Source organism: Rathayibacter sp. PhB179 (genome assembly GCF_004345345.1).
Lineage (GTDB): Bacteria > Actinomycetota > Actinomycetes > Actinomycetales > Microbacteriaceae > Rathayibacter > Rathayibacter festucae.
On record NZ_SLVD01000001.1, the window covers coordinates 655,016 to 679,213 of the forward strand.

Genomic DNA, 24,198 nt, shown 5'->3' on the forward strand with positions numbered 1-24,198 from the left:
ACGGAGCAGGCGCAGCATGACGACATCAGGCACCTCGACCACGGCGGGTGCGCGCGAGCACGCCCGCGCCCAGGAGGCGGCGGCGGCGACCACGCGCCCCGACGCGCCGGAGGGCGTCGCCCCGGCGGACCTGCGCTGGTCCGAGCGGATCGAGGGCGGCGGCTACGGCCACCGCGTCCTCGCCCGCGGGACGCACCTCCGAATGACCGACGTCACCGGCGACGCGTGCGTCTCGCTCCTGGTCTACAACGCGCTGGAGCCGCACGAGCGGCTGAACGTCGCGGACACCGTGAAGGTGCAGTGGCAGGTCTACGCCGGCGCCGGCCAGCTGCTGCTCAGCGACCAGGGCCGCGTGCTCGCGAGCGTCGTCGCCGACGACTCCGGCCGCCACGACACGATCTACGGCACGACCGCGCTGGCGCGGAACGTCGAGCGCTACGGCGACGGCTCGCCGCAGGGCCCGTCGCCGGCCGGGCGCGAGCTGCTGCTGCTCGGCGCGGCCAAGCACGGGCTCGGCCGGCGCGATCTGCCGCCGAGCGTCTCGTACTTCCAGGGGGTGCGGATCCGCGAGGACGGCAGCCCGGAGTGGCTCGGCGGCGCCGGCCCCGGCCGCTCGGTGACGCTGCGGCTGGAGATGCCGGCGATCGTCCTGCTGGCGAACACCGCGCATCCGCTCGACCCGCGGCCGGACTTCACGGTCGGCGCGGTCGACGTGCACGCCTGGGCGGGCGAGCCGGCGAGCGCCGACGAGCGCGACGCCACTCCCGAGGGCCGCCGCGCCTTCCTGCAGACCGACGAGTACCTGAGCGCGAGGGGCATCGCATGAGCACCACCGGCACCGACACGAGCACGAGCAGCAGCGACACCACCACCGCCTACGGCACCGAGACCCACCGCGAGACGGTCGCCGCCCGCGCCCCCTGGTCCCGCCTCCTGAAGCGCGGCGAGCACCTGACCATCGTCGACGTCGACGGCAACCAGGCCGTCGACTTCCTCGCCTACGACGCGGAGGACCGCACCGCCTACTCCGCCGCCGCGACGCTGCAGGCGCAGGAGACGGTCTACCTCGTCACCGGCTCGGTGCTCCGCGACGCCGAGCACCGCCCGCTGCTGACCGTCGTGGCGACCGACGTCGAGCGCCACGACACCCTCGGCGGCGCCTGCTCGAAGGAGAGCAACGCGCTCCGCTACGGCTTCCACACCACGGCGCAGCACGCCTGTGCGGAGAACTTCGTCGCCGAGCTCTCCCGGCACGGGATGGGCAAGCGCGACCAGGTCTCGAATGTGAACTGGTTCATGAACGTGCCGGTGGACCCGGACGGCGCCCTCGGGATCGTCGACGGCATCTCCTCCCCCGGCCTCAGCGTCACCCTGCGGGCCGAGCGGGACACCCTCGTCGTCGTCTCGAACTGCCCGCAGATCAACAACCCGTGCAACGGCTTCGACCCGTCGCGCGCGGAGATGATCGTGCACAGCGGCGAGAACGCGGGAACGGGCACCGCATGACCTTCGACACCCTCCTCGTCGCCAACCGCGGCGAGATCGCGGTCCGCATCCTCCGCACCGCGAAGGCCATGGGCCTGCGCACGGTCGCGGTCTACTCCGACGCCGACCTCGGCGCCGCGCACGTCGCGCTCGCCGACGAGGCGGTGCGGCTCGGCCCGGCGCCCGCGGCCGACAGCTACCTACGGATCGACCGGATCCTCGCGGCGGCCGCGCAGACCGGCGCCGGCGCGATCCACCCGGGCTACGGCTTCCTCAGCGAGAACGCCGAGTTCGCGCGCGCCTGCGCGGCGGCCGACATCGTCTTCGTCGGCCCCACTCCCGAGCAGCTCGAGGTGTTCGGCGCCAAGCACACCGCGCGCGACGCAGCCGAGCGCGCGGGCGTGCCGCTGCTGGCCGGCACCGGGCTGCTCGACGACGCCGACCACGCGGCCCGCGAGGCCGACCGGATCGGCTACCCGGTGATGCTCAAGGCGACGGCGGGCGGCGGCGGCATCGGCATGCGCGCCTGCCGCGACGAGGCCGAGCTGCGCGCCGCCTGGCGCGAGGTGCGGCGCCTGGCCGAGGCCGGCTTCTCCTCCGCCGGCGTGTTCCTGGAGCGGCTGGTCGAGCGCGCCCGGCACGTCGAGGTGCAGGTCTTCGGCGACGGCGCCGGCCGCGTGGTCTCGCTCGGCGACCGCGACTGCTCGCTGCAGCGCCGCAACCAGAAGGTCGTCGAGGAGAGCCCCGCGCCGGATCTGCCGGACGCCGTGCGCGAGCGCATCGCGGAGGCGTCGCGCCGGCTCTGCGCCGAGGCCGGCTACCGCAGTGCGGGCACGGTCGAGTACATCTACGACCCGGTCCGGCAGGAGGCGGCGTTCCTCGAGGTGAACACCCGCCTGCAGGTCGAGCACCCGGTGACGGAGTCGCGCTACGGCATCGACCTGGTCGAGTGGATGCTGCGGCTCGCGCAGGGCGAGACGGCGTTCCTCGACGCGGTCCCGGAGCCGAGCGGGGCGGCCGTCGAGGCGCGGGTCTACGCGGAGAACCCGGACCTCGGCAACGCGCCGAGCTCCGGCACCATCACCGGGCTGCAGTTCCCGGACGACGTCCGCGTGGACGGCTGGATCCGCCCCGGCAGCGACGTCTCCACCTCCTACGACCCGCTGCTCGCGAAGGTGGTCGTCAGCGGCGCGACTCGCGAGGGGGCCTGGGCCGCGCTCGGACGGGCGCTCGCCGCCACCCGGGTCGACGGCATCGCGACCAACGTCGGACTGCTGCGGGCGATCGCCGCCGAGCCCTCGGTGCTCGCGGCCGAGCACTCCACCGCGACCCTCGACGACCTGCGCGACGCGAGCCCGCGGGTCGAGGTGCTGAAGGGCGGGATGCTGACCACCGTGCAGGACGCGACCGGGCGCCTGGGCTACTGGCCGGTGGGCGTGCCGCCGTCGGGGCCGATGGATCCGCTCTCGTTCCGGCTCGGCAACACCGCGCTCGGCAACCCGGAGGACGCGCCGGGACTCGAGATCACGATGAGCGGGCCGACCCTCCGCTTCCACACCGCCACCCGCGTGGTGCTGACCGGGGCGCCCGCGCCGGCGACCCTCGACGGCGCGCCGATCGCGCAGTGGGAGCCGGTCGCGGTGCCGGCCGGCGGCGTGCTCGCCATCGGCACGGCCGAGAGCGGCATGCGGCTGTACCTGCTGGTCGAGGGCGGACTCGACATCCCGCTCGTGCTCGGCTCGGCCAGCACCTTCGACCTCGGCGCGATCGGCGGGCACGCAGGGCGCGCGCTCGCCCCGGGCGACGTGCTCGGACTGCGGACGCCGAGCGTCCCGAACACGGTGGCGATCGTGCCGGCGGAGGAGCGCCCCGCCTTCCCGCACGCCTGGACGCTCGCCGCACTCGAGGGACCGCACGCCGCTCCGGAGTTCTTCACCGAGGACGACATGGCGGTCTTCTACGCCACCGACTGGGAGGTGCACTTCAACTCGGCGCGCACCGGCGTCCGCCTGCTCGGCCCGAAGCCGCACTGGGCCCGCGAGGACGGCGGCGAGGCCGGGCTGCACCCCTCCAACATCCACGACACCCCGTACGCGGTCGGCGCCGTCGACTACACCGGCGACCTGCCGATCCTGCTCGGACCCGACGGCCCGAGTCTCGGCGGCTTCACCTGCCCGGCGAGCGTCGCGACCGGCCACCTCTGGCGACTCGGGCAGCTCCGCCCCGGCGACACCGTGCGCTTCGTGCCGGTCACCGCGGCGCAGGCGACCGGGCTGCTCGACGCTCCGCTCGACGAGCCCGCGGCCGGCCGCACGGCGGTCGACGACCAGGGCGTGCTGCACCGCCGGCCCGCGCACGACGGCGATCCGTCGCTGGTGCTGCGCCGCAGCGGCGACGCGAACCTGCTCGTCGAGATCGGCGAGATGAGCCTCGACCTCGCCTCGCGGATGCGCGTGCACGCGATCGCGGAGACGCTCGAGCAGACGGCGCTGCCCGGCGTGATCGAGCTGACCCCGGGCATCCGCTCGCTGCAGGTGCACTTCGACCCGCGGACGACCTCGACCGACGCGGTCGCCGAGGCGGTGCTCGCGGCCGAGGCGCTGCTGCCCGCGACGGCCGATCTGCGCGTGCCGAGCCGGACCGTGCACCTGCCGCTGGCGTGGGACGACCCGTCGACGCGCGAGGCGATCCGCCGGTACATGGCGGGCGTCCGCGACGACGCGCCCTGGTGCCCGTGGAACATCGAGTTCATCCGCCGGATCAACGGCCTGGACAGCGTCGACGAGGTCTACCGGACGGTGTTCGAGGCCGAGTACCTGGTGCTCGGGCTCGGCGACGTCTACCTCGGCGCACCGGTCGCGACTCCGCTCGACCCGCGGCACCGGCTGGTGACCACCAAGTACAACCCGGCGCGCACCTGGACGCCGCAGAACGCCGTCGGAATCGGCGGCGCCTACCTCTGCATCTACGGGATGGAGGGTCCGGGCGGCTACCAGTTCGTCGGCCGCACGGTGCCGATCTGGTCGACGCACCACCAGGCCGGAGCGTTCGAGACCGGCGTGCCGTGGCTGCTGCGCTTCTTCGACCGGATCCGCTGGTACCCGGTGGAGCCGGACGAGCTGCTCGAGCTGCGCTCGGAGATGGCCGCGGGGCGGCTGCCGCTGCGGATCGAGGAGGGCGAGTTCGGGCTCGCGGAGTACCAGGAGTTCCTCGCGGAGAACTCGGAGTCGATCGCCGACTTCCGCGCGGTGCAGGCCGGGGCCTTCGGCGCCGAGCGCGCCGCCTGGGAGGCGTCGGGCGAGTTCGACCGCGTGGAGGCGGTGCCCGCGCCGCCCGCGTCCTCCGCCGTGGAGATCCCGGAGGGCTGCGAGGGCGTCGAGGCGCCGTTCGTGGCGACGGTGTTCCGCATCGACGTGGCCGTGGGCGAGACGGTCGCGGCCGGGCAGACGCTGGTCGCCCTCGAGGCGATGAAGATGGAGGCGCCCGTGACGGCCCCGGCGGCCGGGCGCGTGGTCGCCGTGGTCGCCGAGGTCGGGGCGCACGTGGCCGCGGGCACGGTGCTCGTGGTGCTGGAGACGAGGGCCGAGCAGGCCGAGGAAGAGGACGCAGCATGAGGGACGACCCGGCGCAGGACCCCGCGCACCAGGACCCCGCGGCGCACGTCGCCGAGCGGTACCGGCGGCTGGCCGCCCGGCCCGAGGCGTTCATCGCCCTGCGGCCCGAGGCCGAGGTGGCCGCGGAGCTGGCCGCCGTCGATCCGGCGCTCCCGCTCGCCGGGCTGCTGTTCGCGGTGAAGGGCAACATCGACGTCGCGGGGCTGGAGACGACGGCGGCCTGCCCGGCGTTCGCGTACGCGCCCGCCGAGGACGCGACCGTGGTCGCGCGGCTGCGCGCGGCCGGAGCCGTGGTGCTCGGCTCGGCCAACCTCGACCAGTTCGCGACCGGCCTGGTCGGCACTCGCTCCCCCTACGGCGCGGTGCGGCACGCGGTCGATCCGTCGCGGATCTCGGGTGGCTCGTCGTCCGGCTCCGCGGTCGCGGTGGCGCTCGGCGGCGCGGACTTCGCGCTCGGGACGGACACCGCGGGCTCCGGCCGGGTGCCGGCCGCGTTCCACGGGCTGGTCGGGCTGAAGCCGACCAAGGGCTGGGTCAGCGCCGCCGGCGTCGTGCCGGCCTGCCGGAGTCTGGACGTGGTGACGGTGATGGCGACGGATCCCGCGATCGCCCGGCACGCGCTCGACGTGATGGCGGGGCCGGACTCGCGCGATCCGCTCAGCCGCAGCGGAGTCGCCGAGCCGTTCGCCGCCACCGCGCGGATCGGCGTCCCGCGGCCCGGGCAGCTCGGCGAGCTGGCTGACGGCTGGGCCGAGGCGTTCGACGCCGAGGTCGCCCGCTGGGCCGAGGCGGGCGCGACGCTGGTCGAGCTCGACATCGAGGTGTTCCTCGAGACCGCGCGGATGCTCTACGACGGCGCGTTCGTGGCCGAGCGCTACGCGGCGGTCGGCGCGTTCGTCGACGCGCACCCGGACGAGGTGGACCCGGTGGTCGGCGGCATCGTCGCGCGGTCGCGGGAGCTGCCGGCCTGGAAGCTCTTCCAGGACCAGGAGCGGCTCGACCGGGCGCGGGTCGCCTCGGACTCCGTGTTCGAGCGGATCGACGCGCTGCTGCTGCCGACGACGACCGAGCACCCGACGCTCGCGGCCGTCGCCGCCGACCCGATCGGCGTCAACTCGCGGCTCGGGCGCTTCACCAACTTCGCGAACCTGCTCGACCTCGCGGCCGTCGCCTACCCCGCGGGAGTCGTCGACGGGCTGCCGTTCGGCGTGCAGCTGATCGGCCCCGCCTTCACCGACCACCAGCTCGCCGACCTCGTCTGGAGCCGCTCATGAGCACCGCCGCGAACACCGTCCTTCTCGCCGTCGCCGGCGCGCACCTGCGCGACCAGCCGCTGCACCACCAGCTCGCGGATCGCGACGCGGAGTTCGTCGAGGCGACCACGACGAGCGCCGACTACCGGCTCTACGCGCTGTCGACCGTGCCGCCGAAGCCCGGCGTCGTGCGGGTCGCCGAGGGCGGCGCGGCGCTCGAGGTCGAGGTCTACCGGCTGACGGAGGCCGCGTTCGGCTCCTTCGTCGCGGCGCTCCCGCAGCCGATGGCCATCGGCTCCGTCTCCCTCGCCGACGGCTCGCTCGTCAGCGGCTTCCTCGTCGAGCCGATCGCCCTCGCCGGCGCGGACGACATCACCGCCTTCGGCGGCTGGCGCGCCTACCTCGCCCGCTGACGCCGCCCTTCCCTGCTGGTCGAGCAGCGCGCAGCGCGTTCCATGCTGGTCGAGTAGCGCGCAGCGCGCTCCATGCTGGTCGAGTAGCGCAGAGCGCGTTCCATGCTGGTCGAGTAGCCCCGCAGGGGCGTATCGAGACCCGACCTCTGCACAACGGTGGATCTCGATACGCCCGCTGCGCGGGCTACTCGATCAACATGAAGTGCGCCCCCTGCATGTCGCGCAGCGTGCAGCATGCACTTCCTTGCTGGTCGCGCAGCGCGTCAGTTCCATGCTGGTCGAGTAGCGCGCAGCGCGTTCCATGCTGGTCGAGTAGCCCCGCGGGGGCGTATCGAGACCCGACCTCTGCAGCACGGTGGATCTCGATTCGCCCTCTCCGCGGGCTACTCGATCAGCATGGAGTGCGCCCGCTCCGCGGGCTACTCGATCAGCATGAAGGCGCGCATCGGCACGCTCGGGCTAGATCGTCGGGAGGAGGATCTCGCGGACGAGGGCGTCGAGGCGGGCGTCGGCGTCGAGGAACTGGCGGAGGGTGCGGCGGGTGGCGCCGAACGAGCCGAACTCGTCGACGGTCATGCCGTCCTCGAAGTAGGCGCGGCGGAACTCGGGCAGCTCGAGCAGCGCGGCCAGGATCTCGGCGGGGACCGGGACGTCGATCTGCGCCGGGTCGACCTCGATGCGGTTCTCGTGGATCAGCAGCTGCCACTCGAACGGCGGCGAGACGACGAGGTCGCCGCCCACCAGCTCCGACCACTGCAGGTGGTTGCGGAACGCGGCCGAGAGGATGCGCGCGCGGTAGCCGCGCTCCCGGAAGATCCGGTACGCCTCCTTGAGCGCCGCGACGCCCGCCCAGTCCAGGTAGCCGGGCTGCACGAGGCGGCGGTCGGCCGCGACCGACGCCTTGATCCAGTCGTCGAGACGCCCGCCCATGATGGTGACGACGGAGCCGAACTCGTGGTCCGGCAGCCCCTCGGCCGCGCGGCGGTCGAAGCCGCGCTCGATCGCCTCGGCGACGGCCACGGCCTGCGCGACGGTGAACGACACCGTCGCGTTGATGCTGACGCCGCGGTAGGTCGCCTCCTCGATCGCGCGGATGCCGATCTCCGTCGCGGGGATCTTCACGATGATGTTCTCGGCGAGCTCCGAGAAGTGCACGGCCTGCGCGACGAGCGCGTCGGCGTCGCGGTGCAACCGGGGGTCGGTCTGCACCGAGAGGCGCCCGTCCCGTCCGCCGCTCGCGCGGAATGCGGGGAGGAGCAGCTCGGCCGCCTCGATCGACATCTGCTCGATGGCCAGCCAGCCGAGCTCGCTCTCCCCCGCGGTGGGGTGCTGCTCGGCGAGCGCCGCGATCCGCGGACCCCACACGTCGAGGTGCTTCTCGATCGTCGTCAGCGCGATCACCGGGTTGCAGGTCGCGCCGACCGCGCCGAACGCGATCGACCGGCCGAGCTCCTCGAGGTCCGCGGAGTCGTTCCAGAGGCTGGTCGCCGTCGCGGCGCCGGCCCGCAGCGGCTCGTACGGGGCGGTCGCTGCGTCGGCGGTCACGGTGGCGCTCATGGTCTTCTCCAGGGGACGGGGCGCGTCGGCGCCGGTGGCAGTGGTGCTCATTCTAGGCGGATTCTGTGCGAATGTCCTGACATTAGGGCAGGCCTTTCCCGCCAGGCGCTCAGCCCAGCAGCGGCTTCTGCGCCGCCCGCTGCCGCGTGTACTCCTCGAACGCCCGCTGCGTGCTCGGCAGCTCGGACACCTCGGCGACGGGCACGTCCCACCAGCCCTCGCCGCTCGGCGCGTAGAGCAGCGGGTCGCTGTTGATGTGGATGAGCGTCGTGCGGTCCGACGCCTTCGCGGCCGCCATCGCGGCGCGCAGGTCGTCGATCGCGGACCCGCTCGGCGCCACCTCGATCACGTCGACGCCGTAGCTGCGCGCGTTCGCGGCGAGATCGAGCGGGATCTCGCGGTCGTCGAGCCCGCGGTACTGCGTGCCGTAGCGGCCGGAGCCGACGGTCTCGGAGAGGTGCCCGATCGAGGCGTAGCCGTGGTTCTGGATCAGCACCACGATGATCTTCAGTCCCTCGGCCACCGCGGTCACCAGCTCGGTGTGCAGCATCAGGTAGGAGCCGTCGCCGACCATGACGACGACGTCGCGGTCCGACCCCGACGCCTCCGCCCCGCGCTTGACGCCGAGGCCGCCGGCGATCTCGTAGCCCATGCAGGAGAAGGCGTACTCGACGTGGTAGCCGAGGCTGTCGCGCACCCGCCACAGCTTGTGCAGGTCGCCGGGCAGCGAGCCGGCCGCCTGCACGACGACGTCCTCGGGGTCGGTCGCGGACTGCACCGCGCCGATGATCTCGGCCTGGCCGGGCAGCGCGAGTCCGGAGGGGGCGAACGCGGCGTCGACCGCGGCGTCCCACTCCGCCTTCTCGCGGCGGAGGCGCTCGGCGTACTCCTCGGAGACGTGGAACCGGCTCAGCTGCTCGCGCAGCGCCTCCAGCGTCTCGCGGGCGTCGGCGATGATCGGCAGCCGGCTGCCGTGCTTGTAGGCGTCGAACGCGGCGACGTTGACGTTCACGAACACGACGCCGTCGTTCTGGAAGACGGTGCGGCTCGCGGTGGTGAAGTCGCTGTAGCGCGTGCCGATGCCGATGACGACGTCGGCGTCGGCCGCGAGGCGGTTCGCGGCGGTGGAGCCGGTGGCGCCGATCCCGCCGAGGTACTGCGGGTGGTCCCAGGCGAGGGCGCCGCCGCCGGCCTGGGTGGTGGCGACGGGGACGCCGGTGGCCTCGGCGAACGCGCGCAGCGCCGCCTCCGCGCCGGAGTAGATCACGCCGCCGCCGGCGACGACGATCGGGTTCCGCGCGGCGGCGATCGCGGCGACCGCCCGCTCGAGCGGTCCGCGCTCCGGGACCGGGCGGCGCAGGTGCCACTCGCGCTCCTCGAGGAAGGCGACGGGGACGTCGAGCACCTCGGCCTGGACGTCCTCGGGCAGGGCGATGGTGACGGCGCCGGTCTCGGCCGGGTCGGTCAGCACGCGCAGCGCGGCGAGGGCGATCGAGTAGAGCTGCTCGGGCCGCTGCACGCGGTCGAAGAAGCGGGAGAGCGGCCGGAACGCGTCGTTGACGGTGATGCCGATGTCGTGCGGCAGCTCGAGCTGCTGCAGGACCGGATCGGCGACGCGGGTCGCGAAGGTGTCGCTGGGCAGCAGCAGCGCCGGGAGCCGGTTCGCGGTCGCGAGGGCGGCTCCGGTGAGCATGTTGGCGGCGCCCGGGCCGACGGAGGCGGCGCTGGCGTAGGTCGCGAGGCGACGGTGCATCCGGGCGTAGCCGACGGCCTGGTGCACCATCGCCTGCTCGTTGCGCGCCTGGTGGTAGGGCATCAGGGTCGGGTCGAGGGCGTTCGACTGCGCGAGCGCCTGGCCGATGCCGGCGACGTTGCCGTGCCCGAAGATTCCGAACATGCCGGGGATCGTGCGCTCGCGGTGGTCGCCGTCCACGGTCCACTGCCGGGCGAGGAACTCGACGAGCGCCTGGCTCACGGTCATCCGCTGGGTCCTGTCGGCCATCAGTGCTGTCCTCCGGTGGTGCTGGGTGTGCCGGGTGTCGTGTCGGTGCTGGTCGTGCTGTCGGGCGTGTACGGGAGTCGGGGGTCGATGTCCTGGTCGTCCCAGGTGCTGCGGATCCAGCCGTGCGCCGGGTGGTCGCTGATCAGCCAGGCGCGCTCCTCGCCCGGGCCGGCCATCACGTTGAGGTAGTAGAGGTCGTAGCCCGGCGCCGCGACGGCGGGGCCGTGGTATCCGAACGGGACGAGGGCGATGTCGCCGGTGCGGACCGTCGCGTCGATCGCGATCTCGCCGGCGGGCGAGGTCGAGGTGCTGAACATCCCGAACGGCTCGGCGTTCGCGGGCCCGTCGACGCCGCGGCTGACGGCGGTCTCGAAGTAGTAGATCTCCTCGAGCCGCGACTCGTGGCCGGGGACGTCCTCGTCGTGCTTGTGCGCGGGGTAGCTGGACCAGTTCTCGGCCGGAGTGATGACCTCGCAGACGATGAAGCGGTCGGCCTCGAGCGCGCCCGGGGTGCCGAAGTTGTGCACCTGACGGCTGGAGCGGCCGGCACCGCGCAGCTCGACGGGGACCTCGGCGCGCGGGACGTAGCGGCTCGGGTGCGGGGTCGCGGCGGGCGCCTCCGCGATCGCGACGCGGCCCTCCCCCGACACCGTCGCGGAGGACAGCGTCGAGAGGTAGAGCACGTCGCTCGGGCCGTCGAAGACCGAGGCCCGGCCCGCGAGGACGGTGGTCTCGGCGGCGCCGCCGGCCTCGTGCCGGACGGTGAAGGAGCCGGCGAGCGGGACGACGAGGCGCTCGAGGCCCGCGGCGGGGAGCGCGAGCTCGTCACCGGGGGCCAGGTCCGCGACGCGGAGTCCGGTGTGCTGCCAGGCGGGCAGGCCGGCGTCGACGACGGACTCCCAGCCGTCGCGGGCGAGCGCGCCCCGCGGGAACAGCCACTCGTTGTGCGTGGTCATCTCGGGCCTTCCGTCGTGTCTCGGTGGGGGGTGTGCTGGCGGGGCGGGTCTCGATACGCCGCCTGCGGCGGCTACTCGACCAGCATGTGAGCCCGATGCGTCTGCGCGAGGGTGGAGCGCAACCGGTGAATCGCGTGCCAGCGATTCGACGTGCGCGGACGCAGGACGCTCTGCGGAACGCTCCCCCTTCGCGAAGCCGACCGCGGCCGAGCGACGACGAAGGAGGAGCGAGGCACAACGGCTCAGTTCTGGGGGAAGCCCAGGTTGATGCCGCCGTGCGAGGGGTCCAGCCAGCGCGAGGTGATCGCCTTCTGCTGCGTGAAGAAGCGGACGCCCTCCGCGCCGTGGGCCTTGGTGTCGCCGAAGAGCGACGACTTCCAGCCGCCGAACGAGAACGTGGCGACGGGCACCGGGATCGGCACGTTGATGCCGATCATCCCGACCTGGACCTCGTTCTGGAAGCGCCGCGCGGCCCCGCCGTCGTTCGTGAAGATCGCCGTGCCGTTGCCGAACGCACCGGTGTTGATGAGCTCGACGCCCTCCTCGTAGGAGGCGACGCGCACGATCGAGAGCACCGGTCCGAAGATCTCCTCCGTGTAGGCGCGGGAGGTGGTCGGGACCCTGTCGAGCAGCGTCGGGCCGAGCCAGAAGCCGTTCTCGTCGCCGTCGACCTCGATGCCGCGGCCGTCGATGACGACCTCGGCGCCGTCCTGCTCAGCGATGCCGATGTAGGACGCGACCTTGTCGCGGTGCGCCTCGGTGACCAGGGGTCCCATGTCGCAGCCGCGGCGCCCGTCGCCGATGCGCAGCTGCGACGCGCGCTCCTGGATCTTGGTGATCAGCTCGTCGGCGACCGGCTCGACCGCGACGACGACCGAGATCGCCATGCAGCGCTCCCCCGCCGAGCCGAAGCCCGCGTTGATCGCCGAGTCGGCGACCAGATCGAGGTCCGCGTCCGGCAGCACCAGCATGTGGTTCTTCGCGCCGCCGAGGGCCTGGACGCGCTTGCCGTGCTTCGTCCCGGTCTCGTAGACGTACTGCGCGATCGGCGTCGAGCCGACGAACGAGATCGAGCGGACGTCGGGCGAGGTCAGCAGCCCGTCGACGGCCTGCTTGTCGCCGTTGAGCACGGTGAAGACGCCGTCGGGCAGGCCGGCCTCCTTCCACAGCTTCGCGAGCCAGATCGCCGCGGTCGGGTCCTTCTCGCTGGGCTTGAGGATGACGGTGTTGCCGGCCGCGATCGCGATCGGGAAGAACCACATCGGCACCATCGCCGGGAAGTTGAACGGCGAGATGATCCCGACCACGCCGAGCGGCTGCTTGGTGGAGTAGACGTCGACGCCGGTCGAGACCTGCTCCGAGTACTCGCCCTTCAGGTGGTGCGCGAGGCCGGTCGCGAACTCCACGACCTCCTGGCCGCGGGTGATCTCGCCGAGCGCGTCGGAGACGACCTTGCCGTGCTCCGAGGTGATGATCTCGGCCAGCTCGCCCTTCTTCGCCTCGAGCAGCTCGCGGAACGTGAAGAGGATCTGCTGGCGCTTGGCGAGCGAGAGGTCGCGCCAGGCGGGGAACGCGGCCTTGGCGGAGGCGATCGCCGCGGCGATCTCGTCCGCATCGGCCAGGGCGACCTCCTTGGTCGCGACACCCAGCGCGGGGTCGAAGACCGGCGCGGTGCGGCCCGAGGTCGAGGGCGACTCGCGCCCGTCGATCCAGTGCGGGACGACGGCGAGCTGGTGCAGCGGGGTGGTTCCGATGGTCTCGGACATGATTCCTGTCTATGTTCGTGGGAGAGGGGGTTCGTGGGAGAGGGGATTCTTGGGAGAGGGGATTCGTGGGAGAGGGGGTCCGTGGGAGAGGGGCTCGTCGGTCAGGGGTGCGGTCAGCCGTGCACGAGCGCGGCGGCGGTGTCGACCGCTGCCGCGACGTCGCCGTCGGCCGGGTAGAGGAGGGTGCGCCCGACGACGAGGCCGCGGACACCGGGCAGCGCGAGAGCCGCGCCCCATGCCGCGTAGGTCTCGTCGGGGCTCCCCGTCGGGTCGCCGCCGAGCAGCAGCGTCGGGAGGGTGGTGGCGGCCATCACCCGCTCCATCTCGTCGACGACGGGCAGCTTCATCCAGGTGTAGGCCGAGGACGAGCCGAGCCCGGAGGCGATCGCGATCGAGGTGATCACGGCGTCGGCGGAGAGGTCGTTGACGACGGCGCCGTCGACCCACTCGCTCAGGAAGGGCTCGAGCATGATCGGCACGCGGGCCGCCGCGGCCGCGGTCACGGCCGCCGCGTTGGCCTCGAGCGTCGCGACCGAGCCGGCGTCGGCGAGGTTGATCCGCAGCAGCGTCTTCGCGAAGTCGAGGCCGTCGCGGACGATCCCGTCGATGTCGTAGCCGGTGAAGCGGTCGTCCATCTCGAAGGAGGCGCCGCGCAGGCCGCCGCGGTTCATCGATCCGACCACGACCTTGTCGTCGAGCAGCCCGAGCAGGGCGAGATCGTCGATGATGTCCGGCGTGCCGAGCACCCCGTCCACTCCCGGCCGCGAGAGCGCAGTCGCGAGACGGTCGAGCAGGTCGTAGCGGTCCGCCATCGCCATCGCCTCGCCGCGCACGCCGAGCGCGCCGCGGGCGGGGTGGTCGGCGGCCACGAGCAGCAGCCGGCCGTTCCCGCCGAGCAGCGGACGGCGGCGGCGCCCGGCGAGCGCCCGTGCGACGGCGGTCGGGTCCTCGGCGCGGAGCCGGCGCAGCTCCGCGAAGTCGCGATCAGAGCGTGACATCGGTGCGCTCCTTCAGGAAGGACTCGACCTCGGCCGTGGTGGGCATCGCCGTCGAGCACTCGCGCCGCGAGGCGACGATCGCGCCGGCGACGTTCGCGAAGCGGAGGATGCGCTCGAGGTCCCAGCCCTCGACGAGGCCGTGGATGAGCGCGCCGCCGAAGCTGTCCCCGGCGCCGAGGCCGTTGACGACCTCGACCGGGAAGGGCGCGACCTCGACCGTCTCGGAGCGGGTCTTCGCGAGCACGCCGCGCGGCCCCTGCTTGACGATCGCGAGCTCGACGCCCCGGTCGAGGAGCGCGTCGGCCGCGCGCGACGGGTCGGTCTCGCCGACGGCGACCTCGCACTCCTCCCGGTTGCCGACCGCGACGGTGACCCACTCCAGCGCCTTAGCGACCTCCTGCGAGGCGCGCTCCGGCGAGCGCCAGAACATCGGCCGGTAGTCCAGGTCGAGCACGGTGAACGGCCGGCGGTCGCGAGCCTGCCACGCGACGAAGTGCGCGGACCGGCTGGGCTCCTCCGTGAGCCCGGTGACGGTCGACCAGTAGACCTTCGCCCGGACGATCGCGTCGAGGTCGAGCGACTGCGCGGTGATCGCCAGGTCGGGCGCCTTGGGCTTGCGGTAGAAGTACAGCGGGAAGTCGTCCGGCGGGAAGATCTCGCAGAACGTGACCGGCGTGGCCAGGTCCGGCTCGGTGCCGACGAACTCGTCCGAGACGCCGAGCCGGACCAGCTCGCGCTTCACGTAGCGGCCGAACGGGTCGTCGCCGGCCCGCGAGATCAGCGCGGCGGAGTGCCCGTGCCGGGCCGCGGCGATCGCGACGTTGGCCGCGCTCCCGCCGAGGTACTTGCCGAAGGTCTCGACGTCCTCGAGCCCGAGGCCGTCCTGCAGCGGGTAGATGTCGACCCCGACCCGGCCGATGGTCAGGACGTCGTAGGGCGCCGGCGCGTCCGTCACTCCGGCCTCGCGGCGGCCTCGTGCGCGAGCTCCGCGGTGACCGCGGAGTCCGGCATCGAGCGCTCGAGCTCGTGGGCGAGGGAGGCGAGCTCGGCGCCGCCGGCCATCAGGCTGGTCAGCTCGCCGAGGGTGATCTCGCTCTTCTCGAAGTTGCCGAGGCTGGTGCCGCGGTTCAGGAGGAGGAAGCGGTCGCCGACCGGGTAGGCGTGGTGCGGGTTATGGGTGATGAAGACCACGCCGAGCCCGGCGTCGCGGGAGCGGGCGATGTACTTGAGCACCACGCCCGACTGCTTGACGCCCAGCGCCGCGGTCGGCTCGTCCAGGATCAGCACGCGGGCACCGAAGTACACGGCGCGGGCGATGGCGACGCACTGGCGCTCGCCTCCGGAGAGGGTGCCGATCGGCTGGTCGACGTCGCGCAGGTCGATGCCCATGTTCGCCAGCTCGCTCTGCGTGATCTCCTTCATCCGCTTCACGTCCAGGCGGCGCAGCGGTCCGCGCCCCTTGGTGATCTCGGAGCCGAGGAAGAAGTTGCGCCAGACCGGCATCAGCGGCACGACCGCGAGGTCCTGGTAGACGGTCGCGATCCCCGCCTGCAGCGCGGCGCGCGGCGACGAGAAGGTGACCGGCGTCCCGTCGAGGAGCAGCTCGCCCTCGGAGGGCGTGTGCGCACCGGCGAGCATCTTGATGAACGTCGACTTGCCGGCGCCGTTGTCGCCGAGGACGCAGGTGACCTGGCCGGCGTTGACCGTGGTCGAGACTCCGGCGAGCGCATTGACGGCGCCGTAGCTCTTGCCGATGTCGCGGACCTCGACGATCGTCGTGCCCACCGGGGTGCGGGGCGCGGCCGGCTGTCCGGTCGAGGGGCCGCTCGTCGTGTCGGCGCTCATCGTCCGCCTCCTGCTCGTGTCCGGACGAAGTTGTTGAGGAGCACCGCGGCGAGCAGCATGCCGCCGAGGACGGTGCGCAGCCAGTTGGTGTCCCACTGGGCGAAGGTGATGCCCTGGAAGACCATCCCGTAGATCAGCGCGCCGAGGGCGGCGCCGATCGCCGAGCCGTAGCCGCCGGTCATCAGGCAGCCGCCGACGACCGCGCAGATGATGTAGATGAACTCCTGGCCGACGCCGGTGTTCGCCTGCACCGTCGAGGTGCGGAAGAGCGAGATCATGCCGACGAGCCACGCGGCGCCGGCGGTCCCCATGAAGAGGCCGATCTTGGTCTTCAGCACCGGGACGCCGACCTGGCGCGACGCGGTCTGCGCCCCGCCGACGGCGAAGATCCAGTTGCCGGCGCGGGTGCGCAGCAGGATCCAGGTCGCGACGGCCGCCACCACGAACCACCAGAGCACCGAGACGTAGAAGGTGCCGCCGCCGATGCCGGCCGACGAGCCGAACAGCGGCTGGATGCCGTCGTAGCCCGGGACCTTGGTCATGCCCTGGATCGCGACCTGGCCGGTGATGATCTTCGTCACCGCCAGGTCGATGCCGGCGAGGGCGAAGAAGGTGCCGAGCGTCACGATGAAGCTCGGGAGCCCCGTCTTCATCACCAGGATGCCGTTGAGGGCGCCCACGCCGAGGCAGACGATCAGCGAGACGAAGACCGCCACCCAGATGCTGAGTCCGTAGTGGGTGGTCAGGATCCCGACGATGAGGGCGGAGAAGCCCGTCATCACGCCGGCGGAGAGGTCGAACTCGCCGCCGATCATCAGCAGCGCCACGGCGACGGCCATGATCCCGAAGGTCGAGGCCGACTCCAGCCAGACCCCGGCGCCGGCGAAGCTCAGGAACTGCGGGGTGTAGAGGGAGAAGAACACGAGCACGGCGAGGGCGGCGACGAACGCGCCGGTCTCGGGCCGGGCCAGGATCTTGCGGAGCGGACGGCGCTCGAGGCGGGGCCTCGTCGCGATCGTCACGATGTCTGTCGTCGTCACTGCTGACTCCTGTCGGGGACGGGCCGGGGCCGCTAGCGGGTGCCGTTCGCGGCGAACTCGGCGACCGCGGCCGCGTTCTCCTTGGTGACGAAGGCGGGTCCGGAGTAGACCGGCTGGCCGCCGCCGATGACGTTGCCGTTGGTCGTGTAGAGCTGGAGCGCGGTCACTCCCAGGAAGCCCTGGACGTAGGGCTGCTGGTCGACGGCGAAGACGATCGAGCCGTCCTCGACCGCGGTGACGACGTCCTCGGAGAGGTCGAAGGTGCCGACCTGGGCCGAGCTGCCCGACTCCGACACGGCGCCGACGGCGTCGATCGCGTACTGACCGCCGAGGGTGAGCACGCCGTCGATGGACGGGTCGGCCTGCAGCTTGGACTTGATGGTCGCCTTGACGTCGGCGTCGTTCGTGCCGTCCACCTGCAGGTTGCTCATGCTGCCGCCGAAGGTCGAGGCGGCCGCCTTGCAGCGCTCCTCGAGGCCGACGTTGCCCGCCTCCTGGATGACGCAGAGGGCGTTGGTGGCGCCGGCCTCGGCGAGCTTGGTGCCGACCGCCTCGCCCGCGACCGTCTCGCTCTGGCCGATGTGGGTCAGCGCGCCGAACTCGGCGGAGCGCTCGATGCCGGAGTTGATGGTGACGACCGGGATGCCGGCCGCGACGGCCTTCTCGACGCTGTCCTTGACGCCGTCGGGGTTCGCCATCGAGACGACGATGCCGTCGACCTGCTGGGCGACCGCGTTGTCGATCAGCTGCGACTGCTTCGCCGGGTCGGGGTCGGCGTTGTAGGTGACGGTCGCGCCGTAGTCGCCGCCGGCCGCCTCGGCGCCGGACTTCACGCGGTCCCAGAAGGCGTCGCCGGGGCCTGAGTGGGTGACGACCGCGTAGGTGTAGTCGCCGCCGCCGCCCGCGCCACCGCCGCCGCCGGTGGGCGCGGCGGGCTCCTGCCCGGTGCCCGTGCACCCGCTGAGCAGCAGGGCGGCCGAGGCTGCGAGGCCGAGGCCGGCGAGGAATCGCTTCTTCATGGAGAGCTCCTTCTCTGCGGACGGCGTCGTCTCTGACGGTCCGGAACGTCGTTGTCGGGTCGAGTATGAAATCGCTGGTTGCAAATGTCAATACATATTGTCATTGCGCTACGCTCGGAGCGGCTCACCGGTGAGAGACATCGGGTGCCGAGCTGCTGTCAAGAGCAGGGAGGAGCGCGCAATGGTGCACCGTTTCGGAGTGGGTCTGGTGTCGGTCGGCTGGATGGGGCGCCTGCACACGCGGGCGTACCGCGCGGTCCCGGAGCACTACCCGGACCTCGGCGTCGCCGTGGACCTCGTGTCGGCGGCCGACACCGATCCTGGCACGCGCTCGCTGGCGGAGGACGTCCTGGGCTACCGCCGGACGACGGCCGACTACCGCGAAGTGCTGGCGGACCCCGAGGTCGACGTCGTCTCGATCTGCGCGCCGAACTTCCTGCACCGCGAGGTCGCCCTCGCCGCTGCGGCCGCCGGCAAGCCGTTCTGGATCGAGAAGCCGATGGGCCGCTCCGCCGCCGAGTCGTCGGAGATCGCGCGCGCCGCGGCCGACGCCGGCGTCGTCACCTCGGTCGGCTTCAACTACCGGCACGCGCCGGCGCTCGCGCAGGCCCGCGCCCTGATCCGCGAGGGAGCGATCGGCCGCGTCACGAACGTGAGCGTGCGCCTGCTCGCCGACTACTCCGCGGACCCGCTCGGCGCGCTCACCTGGCGCTTCCTGCAGGCGCGGGCCGGCTCGGGCGTGCTCGGCGATCTGCTCTCGCACGGCGCCGACCTGGCGCAGTACCTGGTGGGGCGGATCGACTCGGTCTCCGCGCTCACCGAGACCTTCGTGCGCGAGCGCCCGCTGCCCGGCTCCGCCGCGGCGGGCCACTTCAGCAAGGGCTCCGAGGGCGGCGAGCGCGGCGCGGTCGAGAACGAGGACTACGCGGCGGTCCTCGGCCGCTTCGAGTCCGGCGCGGTCGCGGTGCTGGAGGCGAGCCGGGTCGCGGTCGGGCCGCGCGCCGAGTACACCCTCGAGGTGTACGGCACGAAGGGCTCGCTGCGCTGGGACTTCCAGCGGCTGAACGAGCTGCAGCTCGCCGACGACCCCAGCGGCTACCGCACGATCATGGCGCAGCCCGGCTTCGGCGACTTCTCGCGCTTCCAGCCGGGCGCCGGGACGAGCATGGGCTTCGACGACCTCAAGACCATCGAGGCGTCGCTCTTCCTCACCTCGGTGCTCGAGGGCCGCCAGCTCGCGCCGTCGGCCGCGGACGCCTGGTCGGCCGCCGAGATCGTGGAGGCCGCGCTCCGCAGCGACCGCTCGCGGGCGTGGGAGAGCGTCGGGACGGTCAGCGGAGACATCACCTACGACGCCTGAGCCGTCCGACGCCCCCGCGGGGCGGCCTTCAGAGAGCGAAGGCCGCCTCGAAGGCGTCGAGCGCCGACTCGGAGTCGGTCGACGGCCACGCCTCGAGCCCGACGACCCCGTCGTAGCCGAGGGCCCGCAGCTCCCGGGCGACGGCCGGGTAGCGGATCTCGCCGGTCCCCGGCTCACAGCGGCCGGGCACGTCGGCGACCTGGATCTCGCCGATCCAGGGCAGGCAGCGGCGCACGAGCTCGAGCAGGTTCCCCTCGCCGATCTGCGCGTGGTACAGGTCGAGGTTCAGCCGCAGACCCGGGCGGTCGACCGCGCTGACCAGCGCGAGGGTGTCCTCGGCGCGGGCGAACGGGGTGCCCGGGTGGTCGACGGCGGTGTTGAGGTTCTCGAGGGTGAAGACCCGGCCGCGCTCCTCGCCGAGCGCGGCCAGCCGGCGGAGGGTGTCCTCGGCGCGCTCGCGGTCCGCGGGCGTCACCTCGGTGCCGGGCCGGACGGGCAGGCCGCCCGGCGCGAGGCCGGTGCCGTGCAGGTTCAGCCGCGGGCTGTCGATGATCTCGGCGGCCGCCAGCGAGAGCTCGGCCGTCCGGAGCGTCTCGGCGATGCCGTCGGGGGTGATCAGGTCGCCGGTCAGGTAGCCGGTCATCGACGAGAACGTCGCTCCGGTCGCCGCGAGCGCGGGCAGGTCCTTGGTGGACCAGTCCCAGATCTCGACCTCGAAGCCGCGCTCGTGCAGGCGGCGGACGCGGTCGACGAACTCGAGCTCCGGGAAGAGCATCTCCGCGGAGGCTGCGAGACGGACGGTCACGGCCGGGGCCCTACAGCTCGACGCTCACCGACACGCGCTCGACCGCGGAGCGGGCGGCGGCATCGGCGAGGACCAGGGCGGCGCGGCCGTCGGCGAAGGTGGGGCTCGTCGACTCCTGACCGCGGGCGAGCTTGATGAACTCGCTCAGCTCGGCCCGGTAGGCCACGGAGTACCGCTCGAGGAAGAAGTCCTGGTACGGCGGCTTGGCCTGCACGCTCGTGCCGTTCGAGACGCTGACCAGGCTGGTGAGGGCGTTCGCGACCTCGATGGAGCCGTCTGCGCCGAAGGCCTCGATCCGCTGGTCGTAGCCGACCGAGCTGTGCCGCGAGTTGGTGATCGAGACGAGCGCGCCGGAGGCGGAGCGGAGCGTGACGACGGCGGTGTCGAAGTCGCCGTGCTCGCGCGCGCCGGGGTCGAAGGTCGTCGTGCCGGTCGCGGTGACCTCGACGATGTCGGGGAGGAAGAAGCGCGCCATGTCGAAGTCGTGGATCGTCATGTCGCGGAAGATGCCGCCGGAGACGCCGATGTAGGCCGCGGGCGGGGCGGCGGGGTCGCGGCTGATGATCGAGAGCTGCTCCAGCGCGCCGATCTCGCCGGCGGCGACGCGGGCGCGCGCCTCGGCGAAGGCCGGGTCGAAGCGGCGGTTGAAGCCGAGGGCGATCGGCACTCCCGACGCCGTGACGCGGGGCAGCAGGGCGTCGACGCGCGCGATGTCGAGGTCGATCGGCTTCTCGCAGAGCGCGGGGATCCCGGCCGAGATCGCGGCCTCGAGCAGGTCGACGTGGGTCGCGGTCGGCGAGGCGATCAGCACCGCGTCGATCTCACCGGAGGCGAGCATCTCGGCGGCGTCGGTCGTCACGGTTCCGCCGTAGCGGGCCGCGACGGCGTTCGCTCCGTCGACGAACGGGTCGCAGACCCAGGCGAGCGTCGCCTCGGGGTCGGCGGCGATGTTCGCCGCGTGCACCTGGCCGATGCGGCCGGTGCCGATGAGTCCGAAGCGGAGAGGGGTGTCGGTCACGGCGATGTCCTTGCTGCCCGGGGGCGGTCGGGGTGGTCGGGGTTCGGGTGTCGGGTGTCGGGTGTCGGGTGTCGGGAGAGGGTGGCGCTGGGTCAGGCCCAGGCGCGCAGGGCCTCGCGGTTGACGGCCTGGTCGTCGCGGCGCTCGTCGCGGAAGGCCGTGATGTCGGCGTCGGGGGCGTTGAGGACGTCCTGCTCGACGACGACCCAGCCGTCATAGCCCTGGGCGTCGATCGCGGTCATCACGGCGTCGAGGTCGATGTCGCCGCGGCCGAAGGCGACGAACGCTCCGGAGGACCAGACCTCGCGCATCCCGCCGCCGGCCGCGAGGACCCGGCGCAGCTCGGCGACGTCGACGTCCTTGAGGTGCAGGTGGTTGATCCGGGAGCCCCAGCGCTCGACGGCCGCGACCGGGTCGCCGCCGCCGATCAGGAGGTGGCCGGTGTCGAGGGTGAGCCCGATGTCGACGGCGCCGAGGAACCGGTCGATCTCCTCCGGCGACTCGATGAACGTGCCCGCGTGGTGGTGGAAGGTCGGCTCGAAGCCGGCCGCGCGGACGGCGGCGGTGGCGCGCTCGACGTTGGCGACCAGCCGCGACCAGCGCGCGTCATCGAGCGGGTCGGCGCCGGCGCCGCGACCGGGCGAGGAGCGCCGGGCCGCGGAGCCGTCGTCGGCGAGGGTCGGCAGGGGGAGCCGCGCGGGGCCGTGCTCGGACGCCTCGGCGAAGAGGCGGAGCGCGGCGTCGAGCTCGGGGAGCGACGCCGCGAAGGCCTCGTCGTCCGAGAAGGGCAGCTGGATCCAGCCGCCGGCGATGTCGAGTCCCGAGCGCTCGAGGCGCTGGCGCAGTTCTCGTCCGCGGCCGAGGTAGCCGGCCGGTCCCAGGTCGACGCCGGTGTAGCCCGCCTCGGCGAGCACGTCGACGAGGTCGTCGGGCGAGACCACGTCGGCGCCCTCGGGGGTGAGCTCGAAGACGCCGAAGCTGACGGGGGCGCCGGCGACCGCGGCCTTCATCGGGACGCTCCGGGGACGACGAGCACGGGGACGACGAGCGCGGGGGCGGCGAGCGCAGGGGCGGCGTGCGCGAGGGCGCGGCGGATCATCTGGACCATACGACGGTGTACTACTCCTCGAGAGGGCGGTCTGTAATGTCGTTACAATAGCACAATGGGACGGACTGCTGAGCTGCTGATGTGCGCTGCATAATGTAGTGACGCCGACAGGTGTCGAGGACAGCCGGCGGTGAGTCGGCGGGCGGAGGGGGACGACATGGCGCTGCAGGAGGAGCACGCCCTGCCGATGGACCTCTTCATGGACCTCGACCGCTCCGGGCCCATCCCGCTCTACCACCAGATCGCGACCCGCCTCGAGCGCGCCATCCTCGACGAGACGCTCCCGGCCGGCTCCCGGCTCGAGAACGAGGTGTCGCTGGGCAACCGTCTCGGCATGTCGCGGCCGACCATCCGCCGCGCCATCCAGGACCTCGTCGACAAGGGACTCCTCGTGCGCCGCCGCGGCATCGGCACGCAGGTCGTGCACGGAAGGGTCACCCGCAACGTCGAGCTCACCAGCCTCTTCGAGGACCTCCAGCGCTCCGGGCAGAGCCCGACGACGAGCACCCTCTCCTCCACCGTCGGCACGGCCGACGAGAAGACCGCCGAGGCGCTCGGCGTCGAGGTCGGCTCGCCCGTCCTGCACCTCGTGCGGCTCCGGTCCGCGGACGGGGTCCCGCTCGCCGTGCTCGACAACACGCTGCCGGCCGACTTCGTCGACCTCGACCTCGGCGCCCTCGAGACGCACGGCCTCTACCAGCTGCTCCGGGCCCGCGGAGTGGCGATGCGCGTCGCCAAGCAGCGGATCGGCGCCCGCGCCACGACCCCGCGCGAGGCCCAGCTCCTCGACCTCCGGAAGGGCGCCGCGGTCCTGACGATGACCCGCACCGCCTTCGACAACTCGGGCCGCGCCGTCGAGTACGGCCAGCACTGCTACCGCCCCGACCTCTACTCCTTCGAGATCACCCTCGTCGACCGCTGACCCGCGGGCGGGTGGATCTCGATACGCCCTCTGCGAGGGCTACTCGATCAGCATGAACGGGCGTCTTCCATGCTGGTCGAGTAGCGCGCAGCGCGTATCGAGACCCACGTGCCGGCGGTGGGCGGATCTCGATACGCCCTCTCCGAGGGCTACTCGATCACCATGAAGTGACCGCCCTGAACACGGCTGCTCGGTCAGCACGGGCGGGCACGCCCGTTCCATGCTGGTCGAGTAGCGCGCAGCGCGTATCGAGACCCGCCCACCGGACGACGGTGGATCTCGATACGCCCTCTCCGAGGGCTACTCGATCAGCATGAGGGGGCGTCAGTTCCCGTCGCGGCGGAGGCGCGCCTCGCGGCCGGCGATGTGCACGCCGAGGCCGGTGATGCCGGCGGCGAACGCGACGATCACGCCGAGCATCCCGTAGACGCTGCCCGCGCCGGCGGCGAACGCGCCGATCAGGAGCACGATCGAGGCCAGCACGATCAGGACGGCGCCGGCGATCTCGCCGCCGCTGGATCTCCTCAGCACGTCTCGCATGCCTCCAGACTGCGGCGGGCGCCACGCCCGCCGCAAGGCCTCCGAGGTGAACGGAGCACGAGCTCCCTCCCCCGCTAGACGCCCACCCGCCCTCGCCGCAAGCCCAGGAGGGAGCCGACCGCCGCTTGTCAGACTGGAGGAATGCAGCAGCTGACCTACGCCTCCAAGAGCATCGTCACCACCGACGCCGTCACCGAGGCCCTCCTCGACCTCGTGACCGCGATCGACCGGCAGGAGCACTCGGAGGCGGTCACCGTCCCGGCGTTCACCGACGACGGCGTGCTCATCGAGGCGAAGATGACGCTCGACGCGAGCAGCGAGCTCGTCGCCGTGCCCGTGGAGGTGGCCGTCGACGACGAGGCCGCGACGAACGAGGCCGTCGCCTCGGCCGTCGAGGACATCCGCTCGCGGATCAAGAACAACAGGCGCACCGTCGCCCGCCCCGTGATCGAGCCGGACCCGGAGCCCTACAACTACGAGGAGTTCTGAGCCGCCGC

Annotated in this window: 21 protein-coding genes; 8 read left to right on the forward strand and 13 right to left on the reverse strand. The window is 72.8% G+C overall.

From position 1 onward, the window contains the following. The first annotated feature begins 16 nt into the window (after positions 1-16). From EDF43_RS03070 to EDF43_RS22075, 5 genes are read left to right on the forward strand one after another with little or no spacing between them, the layout of a single operon-like run. A complete protein-coding gene (locus EDF43_RS03070) occupies positions 17-826 on the forward strand; it encodes an urea amidolyase associated protein UAAP1 (protein WP_132435394.1) in 810 nt (269 codons plus the stop codon). Next, positions 823-1,506, forward strand: a complete 684-nt coding sequence (locus tag EDF43_RS03075) for an urea amidolyase associated protein UAAP2 (RefSeq protein ID WP_132435396.1) — start codon at positions 823-825, stop codon at positions 1,504-1,506. The genes EDF43_RS03070 and EDF43_RS03075 overlap by 4 nt, the downstream gene beginning before the upstream one ends. Further along, on the forward strand, positions 1,503-5,099 hold the full coding sequence (uca, locus tag EDF43_RS03080; protein ID WP_132435398.1) for an urea carboxylase: 3,597 nt from the start codon (positions 1,503-1,505) through the stop codon (positions 5,097-5,099). The genes EDF43_RS03075 and uca overlap by 4 nt, the downstream gene beginning before the upstream one ends. Next, positions 5,096-6,373, forward strand: a complete 1,278-nt coding sequence (atzF, locus tag EDF43_RS03085; RefSeq protein ID WP_207901610.1) for an allophanate hydrolase — start codon at positions 5,096-5,098, stop codon at positions 6,371-6,373. The genes uca and atzF overlap by 4 nt, the downstream gene beginning before the upstream one ends. Further along, entirely contained in the window at positions 6,370-6,765 is a 396-nt protein-coding gene (locus tag EDF43_RS22075; protein ID WP_207901611.1) for a hypothetical protein, read from the forward strand. The genes atzF and EDF43_RS22075 overlap by 4 nt, the downstream gene beginning before the upstream one ends. Before the next feature lie 459 nt (positions 6,766-7,224). Here EDF43_RS22075 and EDF43_RS03090 read toward each other — a convergent pair whose 3' ends face one another. The 9 genes from EDF43_RS03090 to EDF43_RS03130 form a co-directional block, all read right to left on the reverse strand. Next, positions 7,225-8,373 carry a transaldolase family protein gene (locus EDF43_RS03090; protein WP_243581549.1) on the reverse strand — a complete coding sequence of 383 codons (1,149 nt, stop codon included), beginning with the start codon at positions 8,371-8,373 and terminating at the stop codon, positions 7,225-7,227. A gap of 58 nt (positions 8,374-8,431) precedes the next feature. After that, positions 8,432-10,324, reverse strand: coding sequence for a 3D-(3,5/4)-trihydroxycyclohexane-1,2-dione acylhydrolase (decyclizing) (gene iolD, locus EDF43_RS03095; RefSeq protein ID WP_132435400.1), 1,893 nt, complete (start codon positions 10,322-10,324; stop codon positions 8,432-8,434). Continuing rightward, positions 10,324-11,280, reverse strand: a complete 957-nt coding sequence (gene iolB, locus EDF43_RS03100) for a 5-deoxy-glucuronate isomerase (RefSeq protein WP_132435401.1) — start codon at positions 11,278-11,280, stop codon at positions 10,324-10,326. Before iolB ends, iolD begins: the two co-directional genes overlap by 1 nt. A 242-nt stretch (positions 11,281-11,522) precedes the next feature. Continuing rightward, the gene (locus EDF43_RS03105) at positions 11,523-13,046 is read right to left on the reverse strand and encodes a CoA-acylating methylmalonate-semialdehyde dehydrogenase (protein ID WP_132435403.1); all 1,524 of its coding nucleotides are present in this window, start codon (positions 13,044-13,046) and stop codon (positions 11,523-11,525) included. Between the two features lie 113 nt (positions 13,047-13,159). After that, a complete protein-coding gene (locus EDF43_RS03110; protein ID WP_132435405.1) occupies positions 13,160-14,044 on the reverse strand; it encodes a deoxyribose-phosphate aldolase in 885 nt (294 codons plus the stop codon). Then, positions 14,031-14,999 (reverse strand): 5-dehydro-2-deoxygluconokinase, encoded by a 969-nt coding sequence (gene iolC / locus EDF43_RS03115; protein WP_132435407.1) that lies wholly within the window; start codon positions 14,997-14,999, stop codon positions 14,031-14,033. The genes EDF43_RS03110 and iolC overlap by 14 nt, the downstream gene beginning before the upstream one ends. Then, a complete protein-coding gene (locus tag EDF43_RS03120) occupies positions 14,996-15,889 on the reverse strand; it encodes an ATP-binding cassette domain-containing protein (protein ID WP_123705870.1) in 894 nt (297 codons plus the stop codon). Before EDF43_RS03120 ends, iolC begins: the two co-directional genes overlap by 4 nt. Next, positions 15,886-16,929 carry an ABC transporter permease gene (locus tag EDF43_RS03125; RefSeq protein ID WP_123705871.1) on the reverse strand — a complete coding sequence of 348 codons (1,044 nt, stop codon included), beginning with the start codon at positions 16,927-16,929 and terminating at the stop codon, positions 15,886-15,888. Before EDF43_RS03125 ends, EDF43_RS03120 begins: the two co-directional genes overlap by 4 nt. 32 nt (positions 16,930-16,961) lie before the next feature. Continuing rightward, on the reverse strand, positions 16,962-17,948 hold the full coding sequence (locus EDF43_RS03130) for a sugar ABC transporter substrate-binding protein (RefSeq protein ID WP_132435409.1): 987 nt from the start codon (positions 17,946-17,948) through the stop codon (positions 16,962-16,964). 181 nt (positions 17,949-18,129) lie between these two features. Between EDF43_RS03130 and EDF43_RS03135 the strand changes: the two genes are divergently transcribed. Continuing rightward, entirely contained in the window at positions 18,130-19,308 is a 1,179-nt protein-coding gene (locus EDF43_RS03135) for a Gfo/Idh/MocA family oxidoreductase (RefSeq protein ID WP_132435411.1), read from the forward strand. Between the two features lie 28 nt (positions 19,309-19,336). On the opposite strand, the gene EDF43_RS03140 is transcribed toward EDF43_RS03135, so the two are convergent. From EDF43_RS03140 to EDF43_RS03150, 3 genes are all read right to left on the reverse strand, one after another. Further along, positions 19,337-20,083 (reverse strand): TIM barrel protein, encoded by a 747-nt coding sequence (locus tag EDF43_RS03140; RefSeq protein ID WP_132435698.1) that lies wholly within the window; start codon positions 20,081-20,083, stop codon positions 19,337-19,339. A 40-nt stretch (positions 20,084-20,123) separates the two neighbouring features. Continuing rightward, positions 20,124-21,131, reverse strand: coding sequence for an inositol 2-dehydrogenase (gene iolG, locus EDF43_RS03145; protein ID WP_132435413.1), 1,008 nt, complete (start codon positions 21,129-21,131; stop codon positions 20,124-20,126). A gap of 92 nt (positions 21,132-21,223) precedes the next feature. Next, the gene (locus EDF43_RS03150) at positions 21,224-22,141 is read right to left on the reverse strand and encodes a sugar phosphate isomerase/epimerase (RefSeq protein ID WP_132435415.1); all 918 of its coding nucleotides are present in this window, start codon (positions 22,139-22,141) and stop codon (positions 21,224-21,226) included. A 255-nt stretch (positions 22,142-22,396) separates the two neighbouring features. Between EDF43_RS03150 and EDF43_RS03155 the strand changes: the two genes are divergently transcribed. Next, entirely contained in the window at positions 22,397-23,161 is a 765-nt protein-coding gene (locus EDF43_RS03155; protein WP_123705876.1) for a GntR family transcriptional regulator, read from the forward strand. 324 nt (positions 23,162-23,485) lie between these two features. On the opposite strand, the gene EDF43_RS03160 is transcribed toward EDF43_RS03155, so the two are convergent. Then, a complete protein-coding gene (locus EDF43_RS03160; protein ID WP_165908997.1) occupies positions 23,486-23,692 on the reverse strand; it encodes a hypothetical protein in 207 nt (68 codons plus the stop codon). A 150-nt stretch (positions 23,693-23,842) separates the two neighbouring features. Between EDF43_RS03160 and EDF43_RS21680 the strand changes: the two genes are divergently transcribed. Continuing rightward, positions 23,843-24,190 carry a hypothetical protein gene (locus EDF43_RS21680; protein ID WP_165908998.1) on the forward strand — a complete coding sequence of 116 codons (348 nt, stop codon included), beginning with the start codon at positions 23,843-23,845 and terminating at the stop codon, positions 24,188-24,190. Positions 24,191-24,198: the final 8 nt, after the last annotated feature.